An 18,915-nucleotide genomic window follows, 5' to 3' on the forward strand; every position below is an offset into this window, starting at 1 on the left:
ATTAAGAAGACAACACGAATCATTTAGGAGAAAACCAATGCAACTCGTTGATCGCAGTATTTCTGATCGAACTCCTTCCATACATATAAAACTCTTAAAAAATCTAAGTCCTCAATCCGAAAAGGGAACTCCCCAGTATTTCACCCAGAAACTAAAGCATTTTTTGCAGCTACAAATCGATCAATTGGCAGCTCAATTACAGATTCAATGGACGAAAGTGGTTTATCAAGATCCGCAGATGCCCGATTGCCAACAAGTTCTTGAAGCCTCTCAAATGCCTTTCCCTTTTGCAAAAGAGAGCTTGGATTACTTACAAACCGAAGGTTGGTTAGCTAATGCTTCATCCGCCCTCTCGCCAAAGCCGATTGATTCAGAGATACTAGAAAAAGGCTTTTATTACTGTCATTTTGGTGAAATAAGGCAGCCTAATCAATACTTACTACTATTTGCCAATAGACCTTTGTCATATACTCATCGGCAATTTATCAAGCGAACTGCTGCCAGTATAGGTGAATATTTAGACGAACATCAACAAAACTGGCAACATCGCCAGAAGATTCAAATTTTAGAAGATCTTGTTCAACGAGTAGGGCACCAGTTACGTCATCCTTTGGCTTTAATTAATCTCTATGCTCATAACCTTAGTCAGCTTCTGCCTAAGAGTAAGGAGCAAAAACAAGCTTCAGTTATTTGCAAGACTGCTCAGGACTTAGATCGAACTCTCACTGAGATCGTGCAGTCTGCAAGTAGTGAAAAGTTGCAGCTTGTACCACAAGATATCTGCAGTCTCGTTCATAAAACCGTGGAAGAATTTCAAGGGTGGATTTTGGAAAAAGATCTGCAAATTTGTTGTGCCGATCGTCCACTTACTTTAAAAATCGATCCGCTTCAAATTAAACAGGCTATTAGTAATTTATTAAGTAACGCCATTCATTTTAGCCCCCAAGGGGCAAAGATTTTTATTAATTGGCAAGAGCAGCAGGGCGATGTTTTGCTGACCTTGAGAGATGAAGGTCTTGGTCTATCCTCAGAGGATTTACAAAAGCTATTCAAGCCTTTTTATACCCGCCGTTCGGAGGGAACAGGTTTAGGATTAGCCATTGCCCAGAAAATTGTACTCGATCACGGAGGCAAACTATGGGCAAAAAATGCACCTAGAAAAGGAGCAGAATTTTTCATTACTCTACCTCGATTAATTCCATTCATTAACTTATCAGAGGACAATACCGCATGTTAACCCAAGTGACACAAACAAAAGAAACCAAAACCATATCAGTGCTTTTAGTCGATGACGATCACCAATTCCGGGCTGGAGTCAGAACTTTCCTAGGCTGCTCCCAAATTCAGGATCGAGCCATTGAAGTGATTGGGGCAGCGGATTATCCAGCTTTGGCTTTGTCCCTTGCCAAGCAGTATAGTCCCGACCTAATTCTAATTGATATGGAATTAATTGAGGGGGATGGTCTTTCCCTCTTACAGCAACTTCGAGACAGTAATATATCGAGTAGAACCCTTGTTCTATCGGGTCATCAAGAAGACTACTGGATTTATCAGGCTATGCAGTTGGGGGCAAATGGCTATGTATTTAAGGGTCAGGTTTCACAGCAGTTGCTAGATGCGATCGCCACTGTTATGCAAAACCAAATCTATTTACCGCCTGAAGTTGCCACTGGCTTCTTTAGAAAATTCGAAAAAAACCAAGCTTCATTACCCTTACAGCTTGGTCAGTCCTGCAATCTGTCCAACAGAGAAAACGAAGTTTTATACTGGCTTGTTCAAGGAGCCTCAAACGATCAAATTGCAAAGCAACTCTACATTTCAGTGGCTACTGTTAAGGCTCATCTCACTAATATTTTTTTGAAACTACAGGTAACAAGTCGGACACAAGCCATTGTGGCAGCCATCAGAATGAATCTAATTTAGTCGTAATTTCATTCAACTATTTTGGTTAAGTTTTAACTACTGAGAAGATTTTATGCCTATTGTTAATACTACTACGCTAGCTAAATTCTACCAATGTACAGAAAATGCGCCTCTGAGCTGTCGCAAGCCGATAGAAACTACTGAGAAGATACCAGGTGCCAAGTTTTGTCTAGAATGCGGATTTCCCACGACCTTGCCAGTTTCAACTGAACTTCGGGGCAGCTTAGGCACCTATCGCATTTCTAAACTAATTAGGTCTCAGGGAATGGGACGGCTTTACAGAGGAACTCAGACCAGCAATGGTCAATCTGTTGTAATGAAGGAGTATTTACTGCCTAAGCAATATTTTAATGCTGTGGAAGCACAACAGCGCAGAATAGCCTTGGGTCAAGTTACCCTGGGCAATTTAACCACCCCAAAGAGTCAGGAGTTTCGGTTGGTCACTCGATCAGATACCATTGCCGATCCATCAAGCGATCGCGTCTATCTAATTTTTTCAGGCGAAATTGCGGCACTTCCTACCCTGAAGCAGGTTTTGACAGAGACAGGAGCATTTTCTGCATCGCGAGTACGACAAGTCCTCAATCAAATATTGCAATCGTTACATTTCCTCCACACTCAGCCATCGAGATTAGCCTCTGAAACCACAGGAACTGCCCACGGTAATTTGGGGCTTGACAGCCTGGTCGTCAGTGATAACGGCTACGTCTATGTTTGCGATCTGGCATCCTGGGAACAGCTTTTTGTCCCTGTCCCACCCCAGATGGTATTACCGCAACAAGACTTAATCGATCTCGGAGCAGTCGCGTTTGCTCTCTGGACGAATCGAGAGATTCATTCTAGTTCTGACGCACCACTAAATTCGCGTGAGGCTCAACATTGGCCCCAAGACGATCCGCCCCTGAGAGATTTTCTGCTTCGTTTGCTAGGGTTAGAAACCCCGTTCAACTCGGTGGCAGAGGCGCGTCAGGCTTTGATTAAACTACCTCAACCTGAAACGGCTGCTAATTTTCAGGGAAATCTCAGCCCAGAGTCTTCGGCAAAACAGAAATCTCGATATTGGCTTTTGAGTTTACTCGCTTTGCCTCTATTAGGATGGCTGTTATGGTTGCTATTGCCCCGATTTATGTCAAATTCTGATGCACAGATGAATAGCTTTAAGCAGCTTTTACCATCGTTTGCAGATGTGAATGCTATTCAGCCAGGACAGTATCCCTATACCGGAGAAGCACTTGGAACTTGGACAACCGTTTTGGACAAAAAGCCTGTGAGCGATCGCCAAGTTAGAGAGTTTTTGACCCAACCCAAGTTGGATACAGCAGCTATTTTTAACTACCGAACTTATGCCCCTCAACGTTCTCCCCTCAATGAAGTTCTCAAAGCAAACGCCAAGGCAAATTTTGCAATCGCCAGTTTATCAACCCAACTACCCGAAGGGTTAATTCAGGAAACGATTGCCTATGATGGTCTTTTAGTCTATGTACCTGCATACAAAAGTCAAAATCTACCAAGTGCGTTGCAAGGCAAGATTAGCCTTGCCCAATTGCAGCAGATTTTTACAGGGCAACTTACTAATTGGAAACAGCTAGGTGCAAATTTTCCCGATCTGCCGCTCAAACCCTATCGACCGATGGAACCTGAATCGTTAAGCCTGTTCCAACAAAAAGTTTTAGGCAACGATCCGAGTCTGATTGCCCAATTTAGTAAGATTGAGCAACGTTCAACCTTTGATACCTTGCGCTCCATTGCCACTGGAGAAAAGCAGGTGCAAAAACCTGAAGCTGGCTCAATTAGTTTCGGACTATTAACCCAAACCTGGGATCAATGCAAGATTTACCCTCTAGCAATTGCCTCAAAAAGTGTAGACCCAGTGCAGCCACTGCTGAGAGAAACCAGCAACGGTGCAATGCAGCCTATTTCTCCATCCGACAATCTTTGTCTAGAAAAACCTAATATAAAACCTAATATATCGGTTTTTCAGGCAGCAACTTATCCACTCAGCACGCCGTTGATTGTTGCGTATCCTAGAGATAATAATTTGCCTGGGAATGTATCAGGACCGCTTTTCGCTAATTTTCTCAAAACTCAAGATGGACAGTATCTCCTTCAGCAAGCAAACCTTGTGCCGCTGCAAGCTGTACCTAAAAACTACACATTATCGTCATCTACTCGCAATCGTTAGGGAGCGCAATTACTATGAGCCAAATTCCTCGTTGTCCAGAACCAAGCTGCTCTTTCTTTAATCAAGTACTACCACACACAGCCAAAATTTGTCCAATGTGCGGTACTTCCTTGGCACAAGCAGTACAACCGCCTATTAAGGCAGCTTCGACAGATCACTATGCTCAAACTCCCACTCCTTCGCCCCAGCGTTCATCAACAATTAATAATCAGGAACGTCCTCAGCTAAAATTGCATCATCCGAGCCAACAAAGTTTTGTATTGCTTAGGAAGTCTGGCGTAATTGGTCGTCAAAGTATAGCTGATGGTATGCGTCCTGACATCGATTTAACAGGACTGCCCCATGCAGGTATCATCTCTCGCGCCCATGCTCATCTCTACTGGGAGATTGCTCAAAAAGCTTACATGATTGTTGATGATAGCCGAAACGGTAGCTACCTCAATGATAAATTATTACCTCGTGGAGCGCCCCATTCATTGAATAATGGTGATAAATTACAGTTTGGTCAGGATGGGTTGATTTGCTTGCAGGTTGAATTGATTGGTGATTCAACTTAAATTGCGATGCATGAAACTTATTTTTGTTTGGTTAGCAAGTAAATCTAGAGTTAAAACATTATTGTAACCTTCTTCTTAAATAAAACATAAACCAGAACACTTAAAATATTATTATACGGCAAAAAACAGAGCGATCGCTCTGTTTTTTGCTACAATTTTGTAATCCCAGAAACCGCGAGCAAAACCAGTAGTAAAACTAACGTAGTTGAGGGATTTAACCGTACTTTACGTCAAAGAGTCTAACGTTTGGTTAGAGAAACTCTGTCATTCTCCAAAAAGTTAAAAAAATAGATCGGAGCTATCTGGTATTTCATCCATTGCTACAGTAAGTTACTACAAATTTAGGGCTATCTACCTTACCATTTAAAACTACTAAACAGTTTCATTTTAAGGAAGAGAGTTACTCTCAATTAATATTTATTATTTCGCTCCTGGCGAGTTGTTGTTTGCTGGTCATTTTCTGCTCTTTGATTAAATGGGTTTTCGACTGTTTCTTTAATCTTAGAGTCAGCAATATTGGTTATTTTGTATCTTATTTGATAGGATAGCCTATCAATAATTCCGTCAAACATTCTACGAAAAAAGTATCCAATTGATTCCATAATTTTTACCTTGTAATTGAGAGGATATTAGAGATTAATCTTGATTAAGTTCATCTTAGTTTAGCAGACTATGAAATGAGACTATACTTATGTCTAGTTTGTTAATAAGTTTAAAAAAAAATTTAGCAGATAATATTTTAAATAAATAACTAGCTTTTACTAACAAACAAAAATAATAAAGCGACTACTCTATTGTTTTAAATGCCTTAAAATCAGATAAAAGTATTATTTAATCTCTGAGTTTGCTCGTATAGTGAACAGAAATTAAAGAGAAGTTAAAGCAGAGGATTTCTCCGTTCAATAAGCATCTCTGCAAGAGATTCCAAACTTCGGAAGAAGACGTTCAAATGGGAGAAGAGGCGGATTTCCGTCGAGATCCTGGCAATCGAGCATTAGATAAGTACAGTCGAATGCTTCATAAGGAAGTTCTGAAGGGGAAAAGTAAAACTCCACACGTTGCTATGGTTGAGCTTGATGGAAATATACACGCAGCAGGTAACTCAGGAAAAAGACGTGTAACGGAGGATGATTCTATTGAAGCTCAAGAACGAATATTAAAGATTACCGAACCAGAAGCAACACAGGATTCACAGGAACATAATGATGATGAGCGAATGAAAAAAGATATTTCAAAATTATCAGCCTTGAGAGAAGGCACGTACCATTCAGATGAAAATGAAAGTGTTAATTTACGTGGAATCAAGGAGGCGATAGAAAATAACTCAATACAATGGCATCAATTAGATAAGCGGGAACAAAAAAATGGAAGCAAGCACGGCGAGATGGCTTTACATGAGGAAATATCGGAACATGCAGGGAGAAATAAACGGCCTCAAAACAAAAAAAAGGAAGACATATATGTTGGAGGAGTGAAAAAAGACTGTTTATTCTGTCAATGGGCTCATGCAATTCTAAATGAATATGTCTATGCTGAACTTGGATATCAGGTTTTGACATCAGGGACTCATGGTGAGGCATTTTCTAACTGGATAGCCCCGCAAGAACTTCTTGACAATGAAAAGGCACTGGCGGCTTTTAAGGAAAAGTTAGAAAAGCTCGACCATACCGATGATAGTGGAACTTGGGAAATGGAGAACGGAAAAGTAGATAAAAAGCCAAAAGGCAACTATCAAAAGACAAAAGGAAATTCGCACAGCCCTTACGAGCTGACGGGGAGACAACCTTGATAATTAAGATAGGACAAAGGCTTTAGAGGATTTAGTAACCAGATACAAATACTAGTGTAATTGACTTAATAATCAAGGTAGAAATCCCCAAAACTAGTAAAATTATTAAATAATTACGCTCATTTTAGATTATGGGACTGGAGACCAATAAAAATAACTGTCTAGTTAAATAGAAGACAGTTATAAAATTTAAAATGTTGCCTTTATTTTATCTCGATTATCTCAAAACTTATCTTCCAGACTCGGAATTATTGACATTACAAATTTTAGTTTGGCTCTTGCAGGCTCATCGACAAGTAAGAATTGAAAGATTAGCATCGAGCTTCCCCTATCCAATAAAATGTGAAAGCAGAAGAAAAAAGATTCAAAGATTCTTAATTATTCCTAGATTAAGTTTATCTTTACTTTGGTTTCCCTTAATCAAAAAGATAATTTCAACTCAGTTTAGTCAAGGCGATCGCTTAATCATAACTATCGACCGAACACAATGGAAAGCCAATAATATTTCAATGGCAAGTGTTATTTGGAAAAAGCGCACCGCCTGCGCTGAGGTTTCCTCAGCGTAAAGACGGAGCAAGCAGAGAGCCTTACCAATTTATTGGTTACTCTTATCAAAGAAGGGTAGTAGTAATTTCTACGAGCAAGTAGCTACAATTAGACCTGTACTTAAGTTACTTAAAGAGTATGATTTAGTAGTCATTGGGGATAGGGAATACAGAAGTACGGCTTTAGCACTCTGGCTAAGTAAAAAGAAAATAAACTTTGTTTTAAGATTAAATAAAAATACTTTAATCAAGCCCAGATATCAGAAATATCAATCTCTCAGTACTTTGAATGTTCAACCAGGAGAACGTACTTTGTATTCTAAAGTATTAGTTACAGAATCGGTTAGAAAAGAACGATTTAATGTCGTAGTTTATTGGCGCAGAAAATATAAAAATAAACAATTACCCCATCCTTGGTATTTACTGACAAGTCTAGAAAACAAGCAGGAAGTCATTAAAATATTTGCTGCTAGTGGTGGAATAGAAGCAATGTTCCGTGATTGTAAGAGTGGTGGTTATAATCTCGAAGGAAGCCAAGCCAATTCTCAACGTCTCACTAATTTAATTCTTTTAATAGCGATTGCATATACTGCTAGTTGTTTAGCGGGATTAAAGATTAGGAATACTGGATATCAAGAATATATCAATCGCCTAAAGATTGAAGGTAGAAATAGACCAAGACATAGTTATTTCTGGACGGGATTATATGGCACTACATGGGTATTGAGCATGGATATCTGTTGGCAATGGGTCGAAAAATTAATGAGAACTGCTATCAATAAATTGCCATTTTATCTTCAAGGTCTGGCAGCTATGAAGCGCATACAGAGTATAGTCTAGCTTGGTTGTCCCCCCGTCAGCCTTACGAGTCCGATTCGGAATGAGATTACTTAGCATTAAGTAATCGTGGTTAAACTAGAATGGCATTAAAAAAAGCTCTAAGGCTTTGTGCTTTGAGAAATTTGCAATTGCTTGTGTAATTCATGCCGAAGCTTTGTAATAAAAGGGTATGCTTTTGGGTGGCATTTCTCGATTCGTGCTTCATTCCTACTAGAGAGATCGCTCTGTTGTTTGCTACAATTTTGTAATCCCAGAAACCGCGAGCAAAACCAGTAGTAAAATTAACGTAGTTGAGAGATTTAACTGTACTTTGCGTCAAAGAGTCTAACGTTTGGTTAGAGAAACTGGGAAATTAAAATATCTCGCTCGTGCCATTGATAGTCAGGGTCAGACAATTGATTTTCTCCACTTCTGCTAAAAGAGATGTTCAAGCTGCAAAACGATTCCTCGATAAAGCTCTTAAGCAATGAGATTCAGATGTAGCCTGAGTAATAAAGAAAGACAAAGCAAAAGCTTATCTAAAAGCGATTGGAGAGCTTAAAGAGTCTAGTTTACTAGCTGAATCTATTGAACACTACCGCAGTTAAATACTTGAATAATTTGCTCGAACAAGACCATCGTTATACAAGGCTGCGAATTAATTATTAACCAGTCAAATCAAAAATGTGAAACGAGATGATCTTATGGGTCAAATTAAGTTTATTCATTACAATCGAAGTTTTAACTATGATTTTTTTAGGAAAGGTAAATTGCTTTGGTTCTCGATTTTTTCGTCCATCAACATCGTGTTGTAATTCAATACCAATAGTGTATTATCCCCTCAGCAATTTAAGGTATATTTATGATATACAAATAGCGATCGCTGCTCACTTTTAGTACAAACTTCGCCAACATTTTTATGAGTGTATACTTGGTTTTGCTACCCTGGCAGTGGAGTAACGTTAACACTTGTCCCCCCTGGCACTGATAGCATTGAAATCTTTGGAGCCTTAATGGTGATTGCGGAAACTGACGTTAAATCAATTGGAGCGACTGAAAATGCTGAAATTGGTCCACCTGCCTTTATGCTAGCAGCGCCTACTGCATTAACACTGGCAAGACCACCAGCATTAACGTTAACAGCACCAGCACTAGTAACCGTAACGCCTGCCGTTCCATTTACATTAACCGTTCCTGTGGTATTAAGGGCAACATTCATGCCGAGGTCGCGGAAGGTGAGGGATTGTCCCGCTCTAGTTCTAACGCTAATGAAAGATCTCGTATCATTTAAGATCACTTGATTTCTACCTGACGTTTTAATTTCAATCTTTTTTGAACTACTTTTGTCGTCCATGCGAATGGTATGCCTACCAGCAGTTTTAATTTCTATAAATTTCTGACTATCGTTGATGTCGATACGATGTCCGTCCTTAGTTTTAATATAGATTCCTGCTTTAGATTTTTTATGGTCTTCCTCGACAAATTGAATTTCATGTCCTGTACGGGTTTTAATGGTGCGTAGTCTTACTTTGCCATTCTTGACGGTATCAGCAACCGGTTCCACCGTTTTGTCTTTGCCATTCCAGACACCCCCCACTATGTAGGGTCGATGAATATCGCCGTGTTCAAAACCGACAAGCACTTCATCATTAATTTCTGGCAAACAATAAAATCCTCTTTTATTAGCTGCTCCTAAACCCACTACCCTAGCCCAATGGCTTTCATGATCCATGGTTAAAGTGGGAAATTTTACTTTAACGCGACCCCAACCTTTTGGATCTTTATTATTAGTTACTAAACCTACCAAGAGAGTTTGACCAGGTTGCAAATGTGTTTTAGGCGGCAATGTAGAAAGTAAGCTGCCTTCTCTAAGCCCTCGAACTGCAAAATTAGTTGTGTAGTTCCCACGGATGTAATGGTGACAAGTTCCTGTTACATAGTATTTACCGCTATAGCGAGTTCCCAGTTTTGCAAGTTCAATCACTTTGCCTGGTCGAATTCTAGGGTCTCCTATAGCTTTGGCATCAGCAGTCACAAAATCTCCGCCTAGCACATTACAAATCGCCTGAGCCATCTGTTTTGCTTCTTTTGCAGTATCTACAGGTTGGTCAACCACAATCATCTTAGGAGGTTGTTTCATTTTAAACTTTTGAGCGATGCTGCTCCCATTGCCATTTCCCGTCTCTGTGACCAATTGTTCCTTCGAGACAGTTTCTGAGATCAACTTTTTCTGACTATAATCCCAGCTATTAACCTGGACTGAACTAACTTGTTTGGCACTGGTAACTCTTACATCAAAGCTCGTAACCTCCTCAAGCCACTCCAGCTTGAAAGAACCTTCACTTTTGGGCTTGCGAAAGAAAATCTTGTTGTTCTGTACAAAGAGTTCAAACCCTATTTTTGCGGCGCGCTCCCGTAGAAACTCCATATTGGTCTGATTTTCTTGAAAAACATATTCGTGGGGGATACCACTTGCATCTAATTGACCGATTTTAATCCTCGCTTCTTGAGCGACACGTCGTACAATATCAGTATCTGTACAGTTTAGAAAAGACCGATTGTTGCGACCCCGATGCAGTCGATGGGAAACGTCATAGCCACGTACGATAATATGGGCTTCAGATGTATGGGAAAATTCGACTTCAATGCCTGTAATTTCGCCATCGATCAACCGCTCCTCTATTTCGGCCTCCTGAAAATCAACATCTTCTGTCGTACTAGCCTCAAATCCAATCGAAATTTGATCGCCAATATTAAAGTACTTTTCGTGTTGCCAAGGTTTACTGTTCTCGCTCGCGCTAACATAGACATTATGGATTTTAATAACAAACATACTCGGCATGTGTAAACTTTCATCCACAACAATTTCCAAAGTGTCATTTATTAGTTCTTCTGGTGCTTTCGTACCATTTAGTTTGATTATAGGCTTGTTTAAATAAAGGTTTGGACTATTGTTAGTAGACGTTGTTCGATTAATTTTGGTAGGCATTGGCAAGATACGCTCTGTGTTGTTGAATAAAAATTTAGAGGTTATTCCTTTGAGTAGGATATATTCTTAGATTGAGATAACCTTTAGCAGGTTTTAGAATTTAGGCAAGTCTTTTATCAGGGACTCCTATTGCTGGTGGCTTTCCTCCTGGCAGATTTTCAGGATCGACTTCTTGAAGTCCAATATTAACGATCGCTTTAACAGGAGTGCCATCAGGTAGAAAGAGGGTGAGTCGATAGTTCAAACTCGTCATGACGCAGTGAAAATAACTATCGTGCCAAGTTAAAATATAGACTGGCGGGCGAGTACGAGTATTACTACGAGCCGTCGCACCCTTTTTAATATTGTCAATATATCCCTTGAGAACAGATTTCTTTGTCTCGTAAGTATCGAATAATAAATTCTGTAAGGTAAATGAATAGGGTTCTACTCCAGAGAAATTAACCTTTGGCAATAAAGTGGTTCCTCGATTGCCTACGTCATAATCCCAATTTATCTGCCGAGTAAAATCAAGTTCTGATGGATTAAACATGAACTCAATATCTTTGGCTTGTCCGCTAGGGTCACTATGAACCATCAGCTTTGCTTTTTCAAGTTTCATTGCGTTTTCCTCAGTCCTTTGAATACAGTAAAGTTACTAAGCTAAAAAGCCTACAGACCGTCCCCGTCGCTCGCGATCGCACGCTAAACGGTGGTACAAAAGCTGCTCGATTTCCTCAGCTAAAGATGCACCGTTAGAGCGTTTTGATTTGAACTCGATAGGGCGGTTAATCTTGGTCACGATCGAGTTCTACTTAACGTCGATCAAGCTCCAGTTGACATTGATTTCCAAGCACTTTCAGCAAAATATCCCTTCGCATCCCTAGAGACTGCATCGCCACCAGCAGACTGCTTGCCGATTTTTAAACCTTCAAAGGCTAAAGTCAATTCCTCAACTGCAACCATATTGCCATCAGCCTCTAAACTAGGGAGTTTCCATCCCACTGGAATAGCACCAATCAAGCACCAGCTCTTCATGATATCCCCAGCTTGATTGAATGTCAGAATATTAACGTTGCGTCGCTGTGTTATTCCTTCAAATAATTCGCCTAACCATTTTGAAAAGGTATAATCGTCAGTCATTCCCCGCTTTAGTGTGATATCTGAAAAACGAGTTTGTCCTAAACTGATTCTTTGCTGCTCGTTTACGCCACCCTCGTGATATACCTCCTTTTCCACTTCAATACTGATGCCCGAACATTCTGAAAATGAGGCAACTATATTTGTGCCGATTTCTATATAGAATCGGTTAGTTGTGACGTAGTTTTTGACGTTAGAATTGGATTGTTGCGTAGTCATTTTATTGTTTTCCTATACAAGAGTTACCGATTCTCTCTTTTTGAATTTTGAGATTTCTGTAAAGTCGTTCGTGAACGCGATCGCATAATTGATGTATTAGCACCAGATTGTTAAGATACTGTTGAGCTAACTGTGTCAGGCGGTTATGCTCAACTGTGTAAGCTAAGCTTGTATGACTAGAATTTTGGGACATGGAGATCACCGCATCATTAATGAGCGTCAATTTCTTAAAAATTACTTCCAACTCTGAATCAGCATCTGGGCATCTTTAAAAAAGTAGCTCGTCTCAGAAATTTGTTTAGCTTCAAAGATCGCACCACGAAATCTACCATTTCTAGCCAATTCTTTTGCCAAACAAAGTCTACAAAGATCTAACTCCCGCAGTTTTTTCTGATACTGTTCCAAGCTAGGCTGCTCACCTGAAGCGATCGCATTATGAGTAGAATAATTGAGGGGGGTTGAAGATGGCAGTTCTAAAATCTTCCCCATAGCTGGCTGCCTGCCTAGATGAAAAAGAGATTGTGGTTGCTTTAGGGCAATCTTTCTCCAGAACGAGCCTAATGTCCGAAACATATTCCGAATACTTGGATGGAATAGTTGAATATGCGCTCGATTTTTTGGCACAGTCGTCAGTGTTGATAAGTGCGGAGATTTTGGCATTCTCGATTGGATAAGTGTTTGATTCAGATTGGTAGACAAAGGCGGCGTTGCTTGATAAACTCTTTGCTCCGCTGGATTATAAATAGCTGAGTCCGAGTATTGGATGATAGTCCGCTCTGTAAGGTTTTGAACAACAGAATCTGAGTGCTGGACAATGGTGTTGTTGTGATTTTGAACTACAGTAGCCTCAGCAGCATTAAGATTTTTAGAATCATCCTCTAAGGAAAATTGAGCAAAAGGATCTTGCGTACGGTTTATTGCCTCAAAGGTTTGGGTAGGTTGAGATGAAGAGCCGCTCTGTTGTGCCACTCTAGGTTTTTGTGGCAAAGATACGTCATCGACTAATACTACTGAAGGAGTAGAATCTTGGGGTTTTGGGTTTTGCAAGATGGTTTTGTCGTTTCCTGCTTCTGCTTTTGAAAGAGGACGTGCGACTTGCACAATGGTTATCTGTTTAGAGATTTGTGCTGATAATGGTTCTGCGTTGATGTTGGTGTTCATTACGTTCTGAGAAGGTCTGAGCGATGGAGTTTTAACTGAGTTCCCGACCGATTTAGACTGGGATGATATGCGATCGTTTACTTCTACCTGTTTGAGTGTTTCCTCTAATGTTTGCTTAGCAGGGTCGAGATCGTTGGGTAAATTCTGCATAGACTGTTTCATAATCTTTGAGTGTATAGGTTCAAACATCAATAGACATTTATCTTTAAGGCAACAATTCTTTTAAAATTGTACCAATTGGATTTAGCAGCGAAGTAGCTTAAAGCGCCAAGATAAAGGCACAAAAAGCAAAAGCGTTAATCAAGTCTTTTATTAGTTTTTCCAGTTGGTATAAATTTTGTATCTACTTCTAAGCAACTACTTAGAGCTAGACTATCTAAAATATAGGCAAGTTTGAGGTAGAAGAGATCCGACTTCTGTCTAATAAAGCAGTGTTGCAAAAACTTGAAACTGTTGTGTAGTAGTGTTCAACTACTGTATATTGTGACTATTTGATGAATTTAAGTTCCCCTTCTTTGGAATAGATGGGTAAATTTGGAAATAAAAAAGCTGAATATGGAGCTTACCTTTATCTTATTGGTTTTATCTCAACTTTTTGCCACATTACCCAGGAAAGCATCCCCTGGGGCAGGGATAGAGATTTTGGCACTCCGCCAGTGCCATTCACTTCGCCAACAGTATCGCTAGCCCAGATCTAGACCTAATTAGACAGAAGTCGGATCTATTCTAATTAAAGTTGTTATTCAATATAAAGCAGCCCAAATATTTTTCTTTACTATGCTTACCAGCTCAGTTATCGATGCCAGTTTGACTACGCAAAATGTAACCTTTCGCCCTGGTGGATCGTCAGTTTCTTTTGGTGTTTCAGTCATCAATCGTAGCGATCGCTTTGCGTCATTTCAACTTGAAATTCAAGCGGCAGGAGCAGGTAAGCAGAGTAACTGGTATCACCTCTCACCAGATGTCTCAACAGCCAAACCACCTGGCGATCGCACTAATTTTCAGGTCGAGATTTTAGATTCTCCACTCCCAAATTTTGTCGGGGTTGTCAATCTAACGGTACGGGTTTCTTCGCCCCAGCTCCCTGAGGAACGACGATTAGTTCTGCGGTTGATGATAGAACCGAGCGGTGAATTAAACCTACTGAGGGTAAGATTACCTACCGAGCGGTTTCAAGTCTATCCTCGTAACATTGTAGATATTCCCGTGATTGTCAAGAATATTGGATCGCAGCCTTTAGAAGTGCACTTGCAGTGTACACTTGAGACGACTTGGCTACCAGGTAGCTCTGAGCGGCGTATACAAATTCCAGCAAATGAAGAGATAACAGCAACTTTCCCATGTCAACCCCTTGGCGTAGATCGAGTTGTAAGTCGTGATTATCCCTTCGTTATCATCGCCAAAAGTCTTATAGGTTCTGCTGTTGAAGCACATGGTATTTTAGAAGTTCTGCCTGTTGGGTTCATGCGGTTTGAAGTCCAGCCTCAGAAGCAACGCATCCCAGCGAAAAGACCCTGGTTTCCCAATTGGCGATCGCGTAGCAGCACCTTCCAACTGTTGTTTAAAAATAACAGTAATCTGTTGCAAACACTCGATCTTGAAGTACGAGGTCGAGACGCGAAACGATGCAAAATTCAGGTTAATCCAGAGAACCTCGTTCTGCCATTGGGAGAGACAACTTTTGCGAACCTAAATATTTCCCCCCGTCGTTCCTGGGTCGGTTGGCCACAAAAACTAAAATTTGAGGTCAAGCCTTGGCTATCAGATCCAAGATTAGGGAGTTGCGATCCTGCAACCCAAATTTTGTTCTTGAAGGTTTTCCCAATTGTACCCCTATGGTTATTACTGGCATTGCTCTCAATGATTGTAGCCATTGTATTTAGACCAATACCCATCACTCATCTAGCTGGTGTTAATGCTGTACAATTCAGCGGCACGAGTGGCAGATTGCCGCTGGTAATGAGTACCTCAGATGACTGTTCAATTCGGACTTGGGGGGTAACGAATTGGGGAACGCCAAAACCTCTAGGTGCTTTGAGTAAGGGAACGTTAGCCAAAACTTGCACCGATGCTCAACCTAAATCTTCCCAGGGACTGCTTGCAATTTCTGACCAGGCAATCCGATCCCTAGCACTAACTCCAGTGAAAAATAATCAGGTCTTTGCAGGTTTAGAGAATGGTATCGTTCAAGTTTGGGATATCAACACTGGGAAGGAACTTTATACGCTCAAAGATCCCAAAGACCCGACAAGCGATCGTATTCTGGATTTGATGTTTACTCGCAACTCTTTAACGCTATACGCCAGCTATGGCAGCGGAATCATTCGGAGTTGGCAAAGACCGAGAGATGTCCGTTTTGATTCAAAGCCTGCTAAGGTTTTAGAGGTGCCCGATCGCTACGCATATCAAGCCTGGACTTTAGCACTTAGTCCAGATGAAAAGACCCTTGTAAGTGCTGGACAGTTTAAGCGACTTGTTTTGTGGAATGTTGCAACCTCGGAACCTCGCCAGCTAAGGCTCTTAGATCGTGATCAAAATCGTGGAGAAAACGACTTTTTCTGGGATGTAAGCTTTGCGCCCAATTCTTCTATCCTAGCAGCTTCTGATTCTGATGGTTATATTACTTTTTGGAACCTAAATCAATGTCAAAAGACACCACAAAAGTTGGCGAAAGAACAGCTTCCTCAGCAAAGCTGTGTACAACTGGCGAGGTGGCAAGCCTCAAAAACATCGGTTCGTAGCATTTTATTTACTCCAGATCGACGATGGCTCGTGAGTGCAGGCGATGATGGTCAAATCCTCGCTTGGCATCTGACCACAAAAGGCACTCCCGAGCCTACTCAAAAACCGAAGCGAATCGCAACTGTGCATAGTAAGATTACTTCTTTAGATGCAATCGATACAGAGGAGGGAGTTTGGATTGCCAGCGGCTCCGATGACGCACGAGTCCGCCTTTATCGCTTTGACATAGACGAATAAGGCAAAAGAACTGAGACCTCTTTGAGAGGAATTTACTACCAAAAGCGGGGTATAGTTACCACTCAATTATTTCCCTAAAGCCCATTTGGCAGTTATCTGTGTAGAAATAGCATTTGACTGAGGAAGCCCGCGTCGCGCGAACTGGAGTTCGCCGCCGTTCGGTCAGAACGTCGAAGCTCTCGCCTTGCTTGGCGCAAGGGCAAGTCTCAGTGTTGGCAAAAAGTGTTTCCTAAATCCCGCTCTCACTAGCAATAATATTTTGGTTCGCCTGCGTTGACCGCCGCTATTAATATACTCGGCTAGTCCTTTACTGAAGAAGCTGTAAAAATGTTAAATACGACCACACCACTCAAAGTTATACTGAATCCGCCCACTCGTCTAGAGGGATTTTCAGGGGAGAGCGTTACCCTTCACATTAGTCTGATTAATCAAGGCGACCAGGGAGCCATAATTGATGTGTTTATCGATCCCGTAGCTCAGGACATATTGCCATGGTGTCCATCCTCAAGAAAGCGGGTTGCCCTCGATCCCCAACAGGCTTGTGAAGTCAGCCTACTCTTTAAGATTCCTTCAGAAGCTCTACCAGGAAGTTATCCCTACACGGTAGTAGTAGATGCTCCAGAACATTATCCAGAAGAAACTCCGATTCATTACCCAGGTTCTCTTGAAGTTCTAGTCAAAGAGCAGATTGCTGTACGATCGCAAAAGCCCACCTTTTCACTTTGCCCAGCAACTAGTCCGACCCAACCCTTACTAATTGAGCCCAGTCAGCACCAGTCTCTATTAGTAGTCGTGAACAACCACTCCAGTCGAGTGGATCGGTTTCGGCTTTGTTGTTTTGACTTGGATAAAACATGGTTCACGATTCGATATCCTCACAATGAGCTTAATGATTTAGGTCTCGTTTCTAGTACCGATGGTTTGGAGCTTAATCCTGGGAGTGAAGGCAAAATTATCATTGATTTCCATTATCCAGTAGATATACCCGCTGGTCGCTATTCGCCGACTCTACAACTCATTTCTGATAATTCCCCAGAGCAGGTCTTTTTGGATCTGGTTTACCTAGAGGTAAAACCAAAACTTCATTTGAGTGTTGAACTGGAGACCATTCAGGGAAAAGTTAGTCACAATCCAGGTCAGTATCGACTTAGATTAACAAATTATGGAAATTCGATCCGAGAATTGGCTGTAAGTGCTAGCAGCCAAAATGAAACGGAGTTGTGCGACTATGTCTGCATTCCGTCTTCTATCAATTTGTTGATTGGCGAAACAGCAACGATTAATTTAACTGTTTATCCTAAGCAGAAATGGCAACGTCCCTTTTTTGGGTATGGCTCAGAGCTACCGTTTCAAATTAATCTTCAAGATCTTCAGGAATTACCAACGCCAGAGAAATTGCCAATGGGGTTATTAATCTGGAAAGCACGCCCTTGGTGGCAACTGCTACTGTGGCTACTAGCAGGTGTTGGCGTATTATCGGGACTTGGCTTGTTGATTTGGTTTGCATTCTTTAAACCCGCTCCCCCGCCAATCCTGGCAAAATTCAAACCAGATAGCGCTAGCTATATAGAGGGAGGTAGGATACGTTTGAATTGGACGATCGCAAATTCAGATCGGCTCGAGCAGTTGGTGATTTTTTCAAAAAAAGATGGAACGGCAACCAGTCCCCAAGTTTACGACTTTCGTCAAGGCTTACCGACGGAACTAGATCGTTACTGCCAAATTCGCGATCGCGATTTAACCTGCGCCAACGTTGATACAGGTGCCCGACTAGCAGGAAAATACACCTTTCAACTTCAGCTCAAAGCAAAATCAGTACAACAGCCTATCAAAAAACAACTCGATGTTGCAATTCAACCTAAGCCGCTGACGCAGGTAGTTAGTTTTGGGTCGAGTCAGTCCCAACTCGAAAAAGGAGAGCCTGCAACCCTTAGTTGGAACATCAAGAACTTTAGTCAGCTTGATCGGCTTCAGGTTATAGGTCAACTTGAAGAAGGCAAACGCGAACTTCTCAAGACTTATAATTTTCAAAAGCAAATTCCTTCAGAACTAACGAAGCAATGTCAACCGCCAGTCAACGAGACGTTAATTTGTTCTAACGTATATCTAAAGCTTCCAGCTAAATCAGGTAATTACGCGATTAACCTTCAACCGGTGTCTAGTGACCAAAAACAATCGCCACTCTCCAAAGCAATTCAAGTCCAGGTAAAGGCAACGCCGTTGCGAATTACGAACTTTTCTCTTAACAATCAAAGTTCAGAGGTAAATCCCTCAGTGTTCTTGAAAGTTGGACAAGTCGTCACTCTTAACTGGCAGGTACAAGGGGATGATCTCAAAGTTAAACTCGAACCTTTAGGCGATGTTCCTGCTAGCGGTTCTCGGACACTGAAAGCGACTTCTGGTCTCTCGGAAATCACCCTCATGGCTGAAACCGAACAAGGTCAATCAGTCAAACGCACCTTTTTGATCCAAGTTGATACACCAAAACCAATCCAGAGGCCGACCAACTTGTTGCTCCCAATCAATCCTGGAGCATCGCCAATCAGCAAACCTCACCCATGAGCGATCGCCGATTCTCCTGAAAAAGCGAGCGAAACTGCAAACAGAGCAAGATTGCTAATTCGTCTCCATTT

The 18,915-nt window shown here is 41.3% G+C and carries 16 protein-coding genes and 1 pseudogene; 9 read left to right on the top strand and 8 right to left on the bottom strand.

Going from position 1 to position 18,915, the window contains the following annotated elements; translation table 11 throughout:
* Window positions 1-37: 37 nt before the first annotated feature.
* The 4 genes from SLP02_RS25550 to SLP02_RS25565 are packed head-to-tail and all read left to right on the top strand — an operon-like array spanning window position 38 to window position 4,662.
* On the top strand, window positions 38-1,237 hold the full coding sequence (locus SLP02_RS25550) for a sensor histidine kinase (RefSeq protein ID WP_319423506.1): 1,200 nt from the start codon (window positions 38-40) through the stop codon (window positions 1,235-1,237).
* Window positions 1,231-1,923, top strand: coding sequence for a response regulator transcription factor (locus SLP02_RS25555; protein WP_319423507.1), 693 nt, complete (start codon window positions 1,231-1,233; stop codon window positions 1,921-1,923). The genes SLP02_RS25550 and SLP02_RS25555 overlap by 7 nt, the downstream gene beginning before the upstream one ends.
* A gap of 52 nt (window positions 1,924-1,975) precedes the next feature.
* A complete protein-coding gene (locus tag SLP02_RS25560) occupies window positions 1,976-4,105 on the top strand; it encodes a substrate-binding domain-containing protein (protein WP_319423508.1) in 2,130 nt (709 codons plus the stop codon).
* Window positions 4,106-4,119: 14 nt separating this feature from the next.
* Window positions 4,120-4,662 carry an FHA domain-containing protein gene (locus SLP02_RS25565; protein WP_319423509.1) on the top strand — a complete coding sequence of 181 codons (543 nt, stop codon included), beginning with the start codon at window positions 4,120-4,122 and terminating at the stop codon, window positions 4,660-4,662.
* A gap of 410 nt (window positions 4,663-5,072) precedes the next feature.
* Here SLP02_RS25565 and SLP02_RS25570 read toward each other — a convergent pair whose 3' ends face one another.
* The gene (locus SLP02_RS25570; protein ID WP_319423510.1) at window positions 5,073-5,264 is read right to left on the bottom strand and encodes a hypothetical protein; all 192 of its coding nucleotides are present in this window, start codon (window positions 5,262-5,264) and stop codon (window positions 5,073-5,075) included.
* A gap of 347 nt (window positions 5,265-5,611) precedes the next feature.
* Between SLP02_RS25570 and SLP02_RS25575 the strand changes: the two genes are divergently transcribed.
* The 3 genes and pseudogenes from SLP02_RS25575 to SLP02_RS25585 form a co-directional block, all read left to right on the top strand.
* On the top strand, window positions 5,612-6,451 hold the full coding sequence (locus SLP02_RS25575) for a hypothetical protein (RefSeq protein ID WP_319423511.1): 840 nt from the start codon (window positions 5,612-5,614) through the stop codon (window positions 6,449-6,451).
* Between the two features lie 194 nt (window positions 6,452-6,645).
* The gene (locus tag SLP02_RS25580; protein ID WP_319423512.1) at window positions 6,646-7,017 is read left to right on the top strand and encodes a hypothetical protein; all 372 of its coding nucleotides are present in this window, start codon (window positions 6,646-6,648) and stop codon (window positions 7,015-7,017) included.
* A gap of 21 nt (window positions 7,018-7,038) precedes the next feature.
* Window positions 7,039-7,836, top strand: a pseudogene (locus SLP02_RS25585) (IS4 family transposase); the annotation flags it as partial.
* A gap of 70 nt (window positions 7,837-7,906) precedes the next feature.
* Here SLP02_RS25585 and SLP02_RS25590 read toward each other — a convergent pair.
* The 7 genes from SLP02_RS25590 to SLP02_RS25620 form a co-directional block, all read right to left on the bottom strand.
* The gene (locus SLP02_RS25590) at window positions 7,907-8,155 is read right to left on the bottom strand and encodes a hypothetical protein (protein WP_319423513.1); all 249 of its coding nucleotides are present in this window, start codon (window positions 8,153-8,155) and stop codon (window positions 7,907-7,909) included.
* Window positions 8,156-8,755: 600 nt separating this feature from the next.
* Complete coding sequence (locus tag SLP02_RS25595) at window positions 8,756-10,804, bottom strand: VgrG-related protein (RefSeq protein WP_319423514.1); 2,049 nt, start codon at window positions 10,802-10,804, stop codon at window positions 8,756-8,758.
* 100 nt (window positions 10,805-10,904) lie between these two features.
* Window positions 10,905-11,405 (bottom strand): CIS tube protein, encoded by a 501-nt coding sequence (locus SLP02_RS25600; RefSeq protein ID WP_319423515.1) that lies wholly within the window; start codon window positions 11,403-11,405, stop codon window positions 10,905-10,907.
* Between the two features lie 36 nt (window positions 11,406-11,441).
* Entirely contained in the window at window positions 11,442-11,585 is a 144-nt protein-coding gene (locus SLP02_RS25605) for a hypothetical protein (protein ID WP_319423516.1), read from the bottom strand.
* A gap of 23 nt (window positions 11,586-11,608) precedes the next feature.
* Complete coding sequence (locus SLP02_RS25610; RefSeq protein ID WP_319423517.1) at window positions 11,609-12,142, bottom strand: phage tail protein; 534 nt, start codon at window positions 12,140-12,142, stop codon at window positions 11,609-11,611.
* Window position 12,143: 1 nt separating this feature from the next.
* Window positions 12,144-12,365, bottom strand: a complete 222-nt coding sequence (locus tag SLP02_RS25615) for a hypothetical protein (RefSeq protein WP_319423518.1) — start codon at window positions 12,363-12,365, stop codon at window positions 12,144-12,146.
* Window positions 12,366-12,376: 11 nt separating this feature from the next.
* Window positions 12,377-13,465 carry a hypothetical protein gene (locus SLP02_RS25620; protein WP_319423519.1) on the bottom strand — a complete coding sequence of 363 codons (1,089 nt, stop codon included), beginning with the start codon at window positions 13,463-13,465 and terminating at the stop codon, window positions 12,377-12,379.
* A 615-nt stretch (window positions 13,466-14,080) separates the two neighbouring features.
* Between SLP02_RS25620 and SLP02_RS25625 the strand changes: the two genes are divergently transcribed.
* Both SLP02_RS25625 and SLP02_RS25630 read left to right on the top strand, forming a co-directional pair.
* Window positions 14,081-16,282, top strand: coding sequence for a hypothetical protein (locus tag SLP02_RS25625; protein WP_319423520.1), 2,202 nt, complete (start codon window positions 14,081-14,083; stop codon window positions 16,280-16,282).
* A 327-nt stretch (window positions 16,283-16,609) separates the two neighbouring features.
* Window positions 16,610-18,844, top strand: coding sequence for a COG1470 family protein (locus tag SLP02_RS25630; RefSeq protein ID WP_319423521.1), 2,235 nt, complete (start codon window positions 16,610-16,612; stop codon window positions 18,842-18,844).
* The last annotated feature ends 71 nt before the right edge of the window (window positions 18,845-18,915 follow it).

Origin of the sequence: Pleurocapsa sp. FMAR1, from assembly GCF_963665995.1 — a bacterium.
GTDB lineage: Bacteria > Cyanobacteriota > Cyanobacteriia > Cyanobacteriales > Xenococcaceae > Waterburya.

Bases quoted from the DNA above. Each gene is read 5' to 3' on its own strand.
- SLP02_RS25630 (WP_319423521.1), top strand. From the start codon at position 16,610: ATGTTAAATACGACCACACCACTCAAAGTTATACTGAATCCGCCCACT.
- SLP02_RS25560 (WP_319423508.1), top strand. From the start codon at position 1,976: ATGCCTATTGTTAATACTACTACGCTAGCTAAATTCTACCAATGTACA.
- SLP02_RS25575 (WP_319423511.1), top strand. From the start codon at position 5,612: ATGGGAGAAGAGGCGGATTTCCGTCGAGATCCTGGCAATCGAGCATTA.
- SLP02_RS25550 (WP_319423506.1), top strand. From the start codon at position 38: ATGCAACTCGTTGATCGCAGTATTTCTGATCGAACTCCTTCCATACAT.
- SLP02_RS25610 (WP_319423517.1), bottom strand. From the start codon at position 12,142: ATGACTACGCAACAATCCAATTCTAACGTCAAAAACTACGTCACAACT.
- SLP02_RS25600 (WP_319423515.1), bottom strand. From the start codon at position 11,405: ATGAAACTTGAAAAAGCAAAGCTGATGGTTCATAGTGACCCTAGCGGA.
- SLP02_RS25580 (WP_319423512.1), top strand. From the start codon at position 6,646: ATGTTGCCTTTATTTTATCTCGATTATCTCAAAACTTATCTTCCAGAC.
- SLP02_RS25555 (WP_319423507.1), top strand. From the start codon at position 1,231: ATGTTAACCCAAGTGACACAAACAAAAGAAACCAAAACCATATCAGTG.
- SLP02_RS25565 (WP_319423509.1), top strand. From the start codon at position 4,120: ATGAGCCAAATTCCTCGTTGTCCAGAACCAAGCTGCTCTTTCTTTAAT.
- SLP02_RS25595 (WP_319423514.1), bottom strand. From the start codon at position 10,804: ATGCCTACCAAAATTAATCGAACAACGTCTACTAACAATAGTCCAAAC.
- SLP02_RS25570 (WP_319423510.1), bottom strand. From the start codon at position 5,264: ATGGAATCAATTGGATACTTTTTTCGTAGAATGTTTGACGGAATTATT.
- SLP02_RS25620 (WP_319423519.1), bottom strand. From the start codon at position 13,465: ATGAAACAGTCTATGCAGAATTTACCCAACGATCTCGACCCTGCTAAG.
- SLP02_RS25625 (WP_319423520.1), top strand. From the start codon at position 14,081: ATGCTTACCAGCTCAGTTATCGATGCCAGTTTGACTACGCAAAATGTA.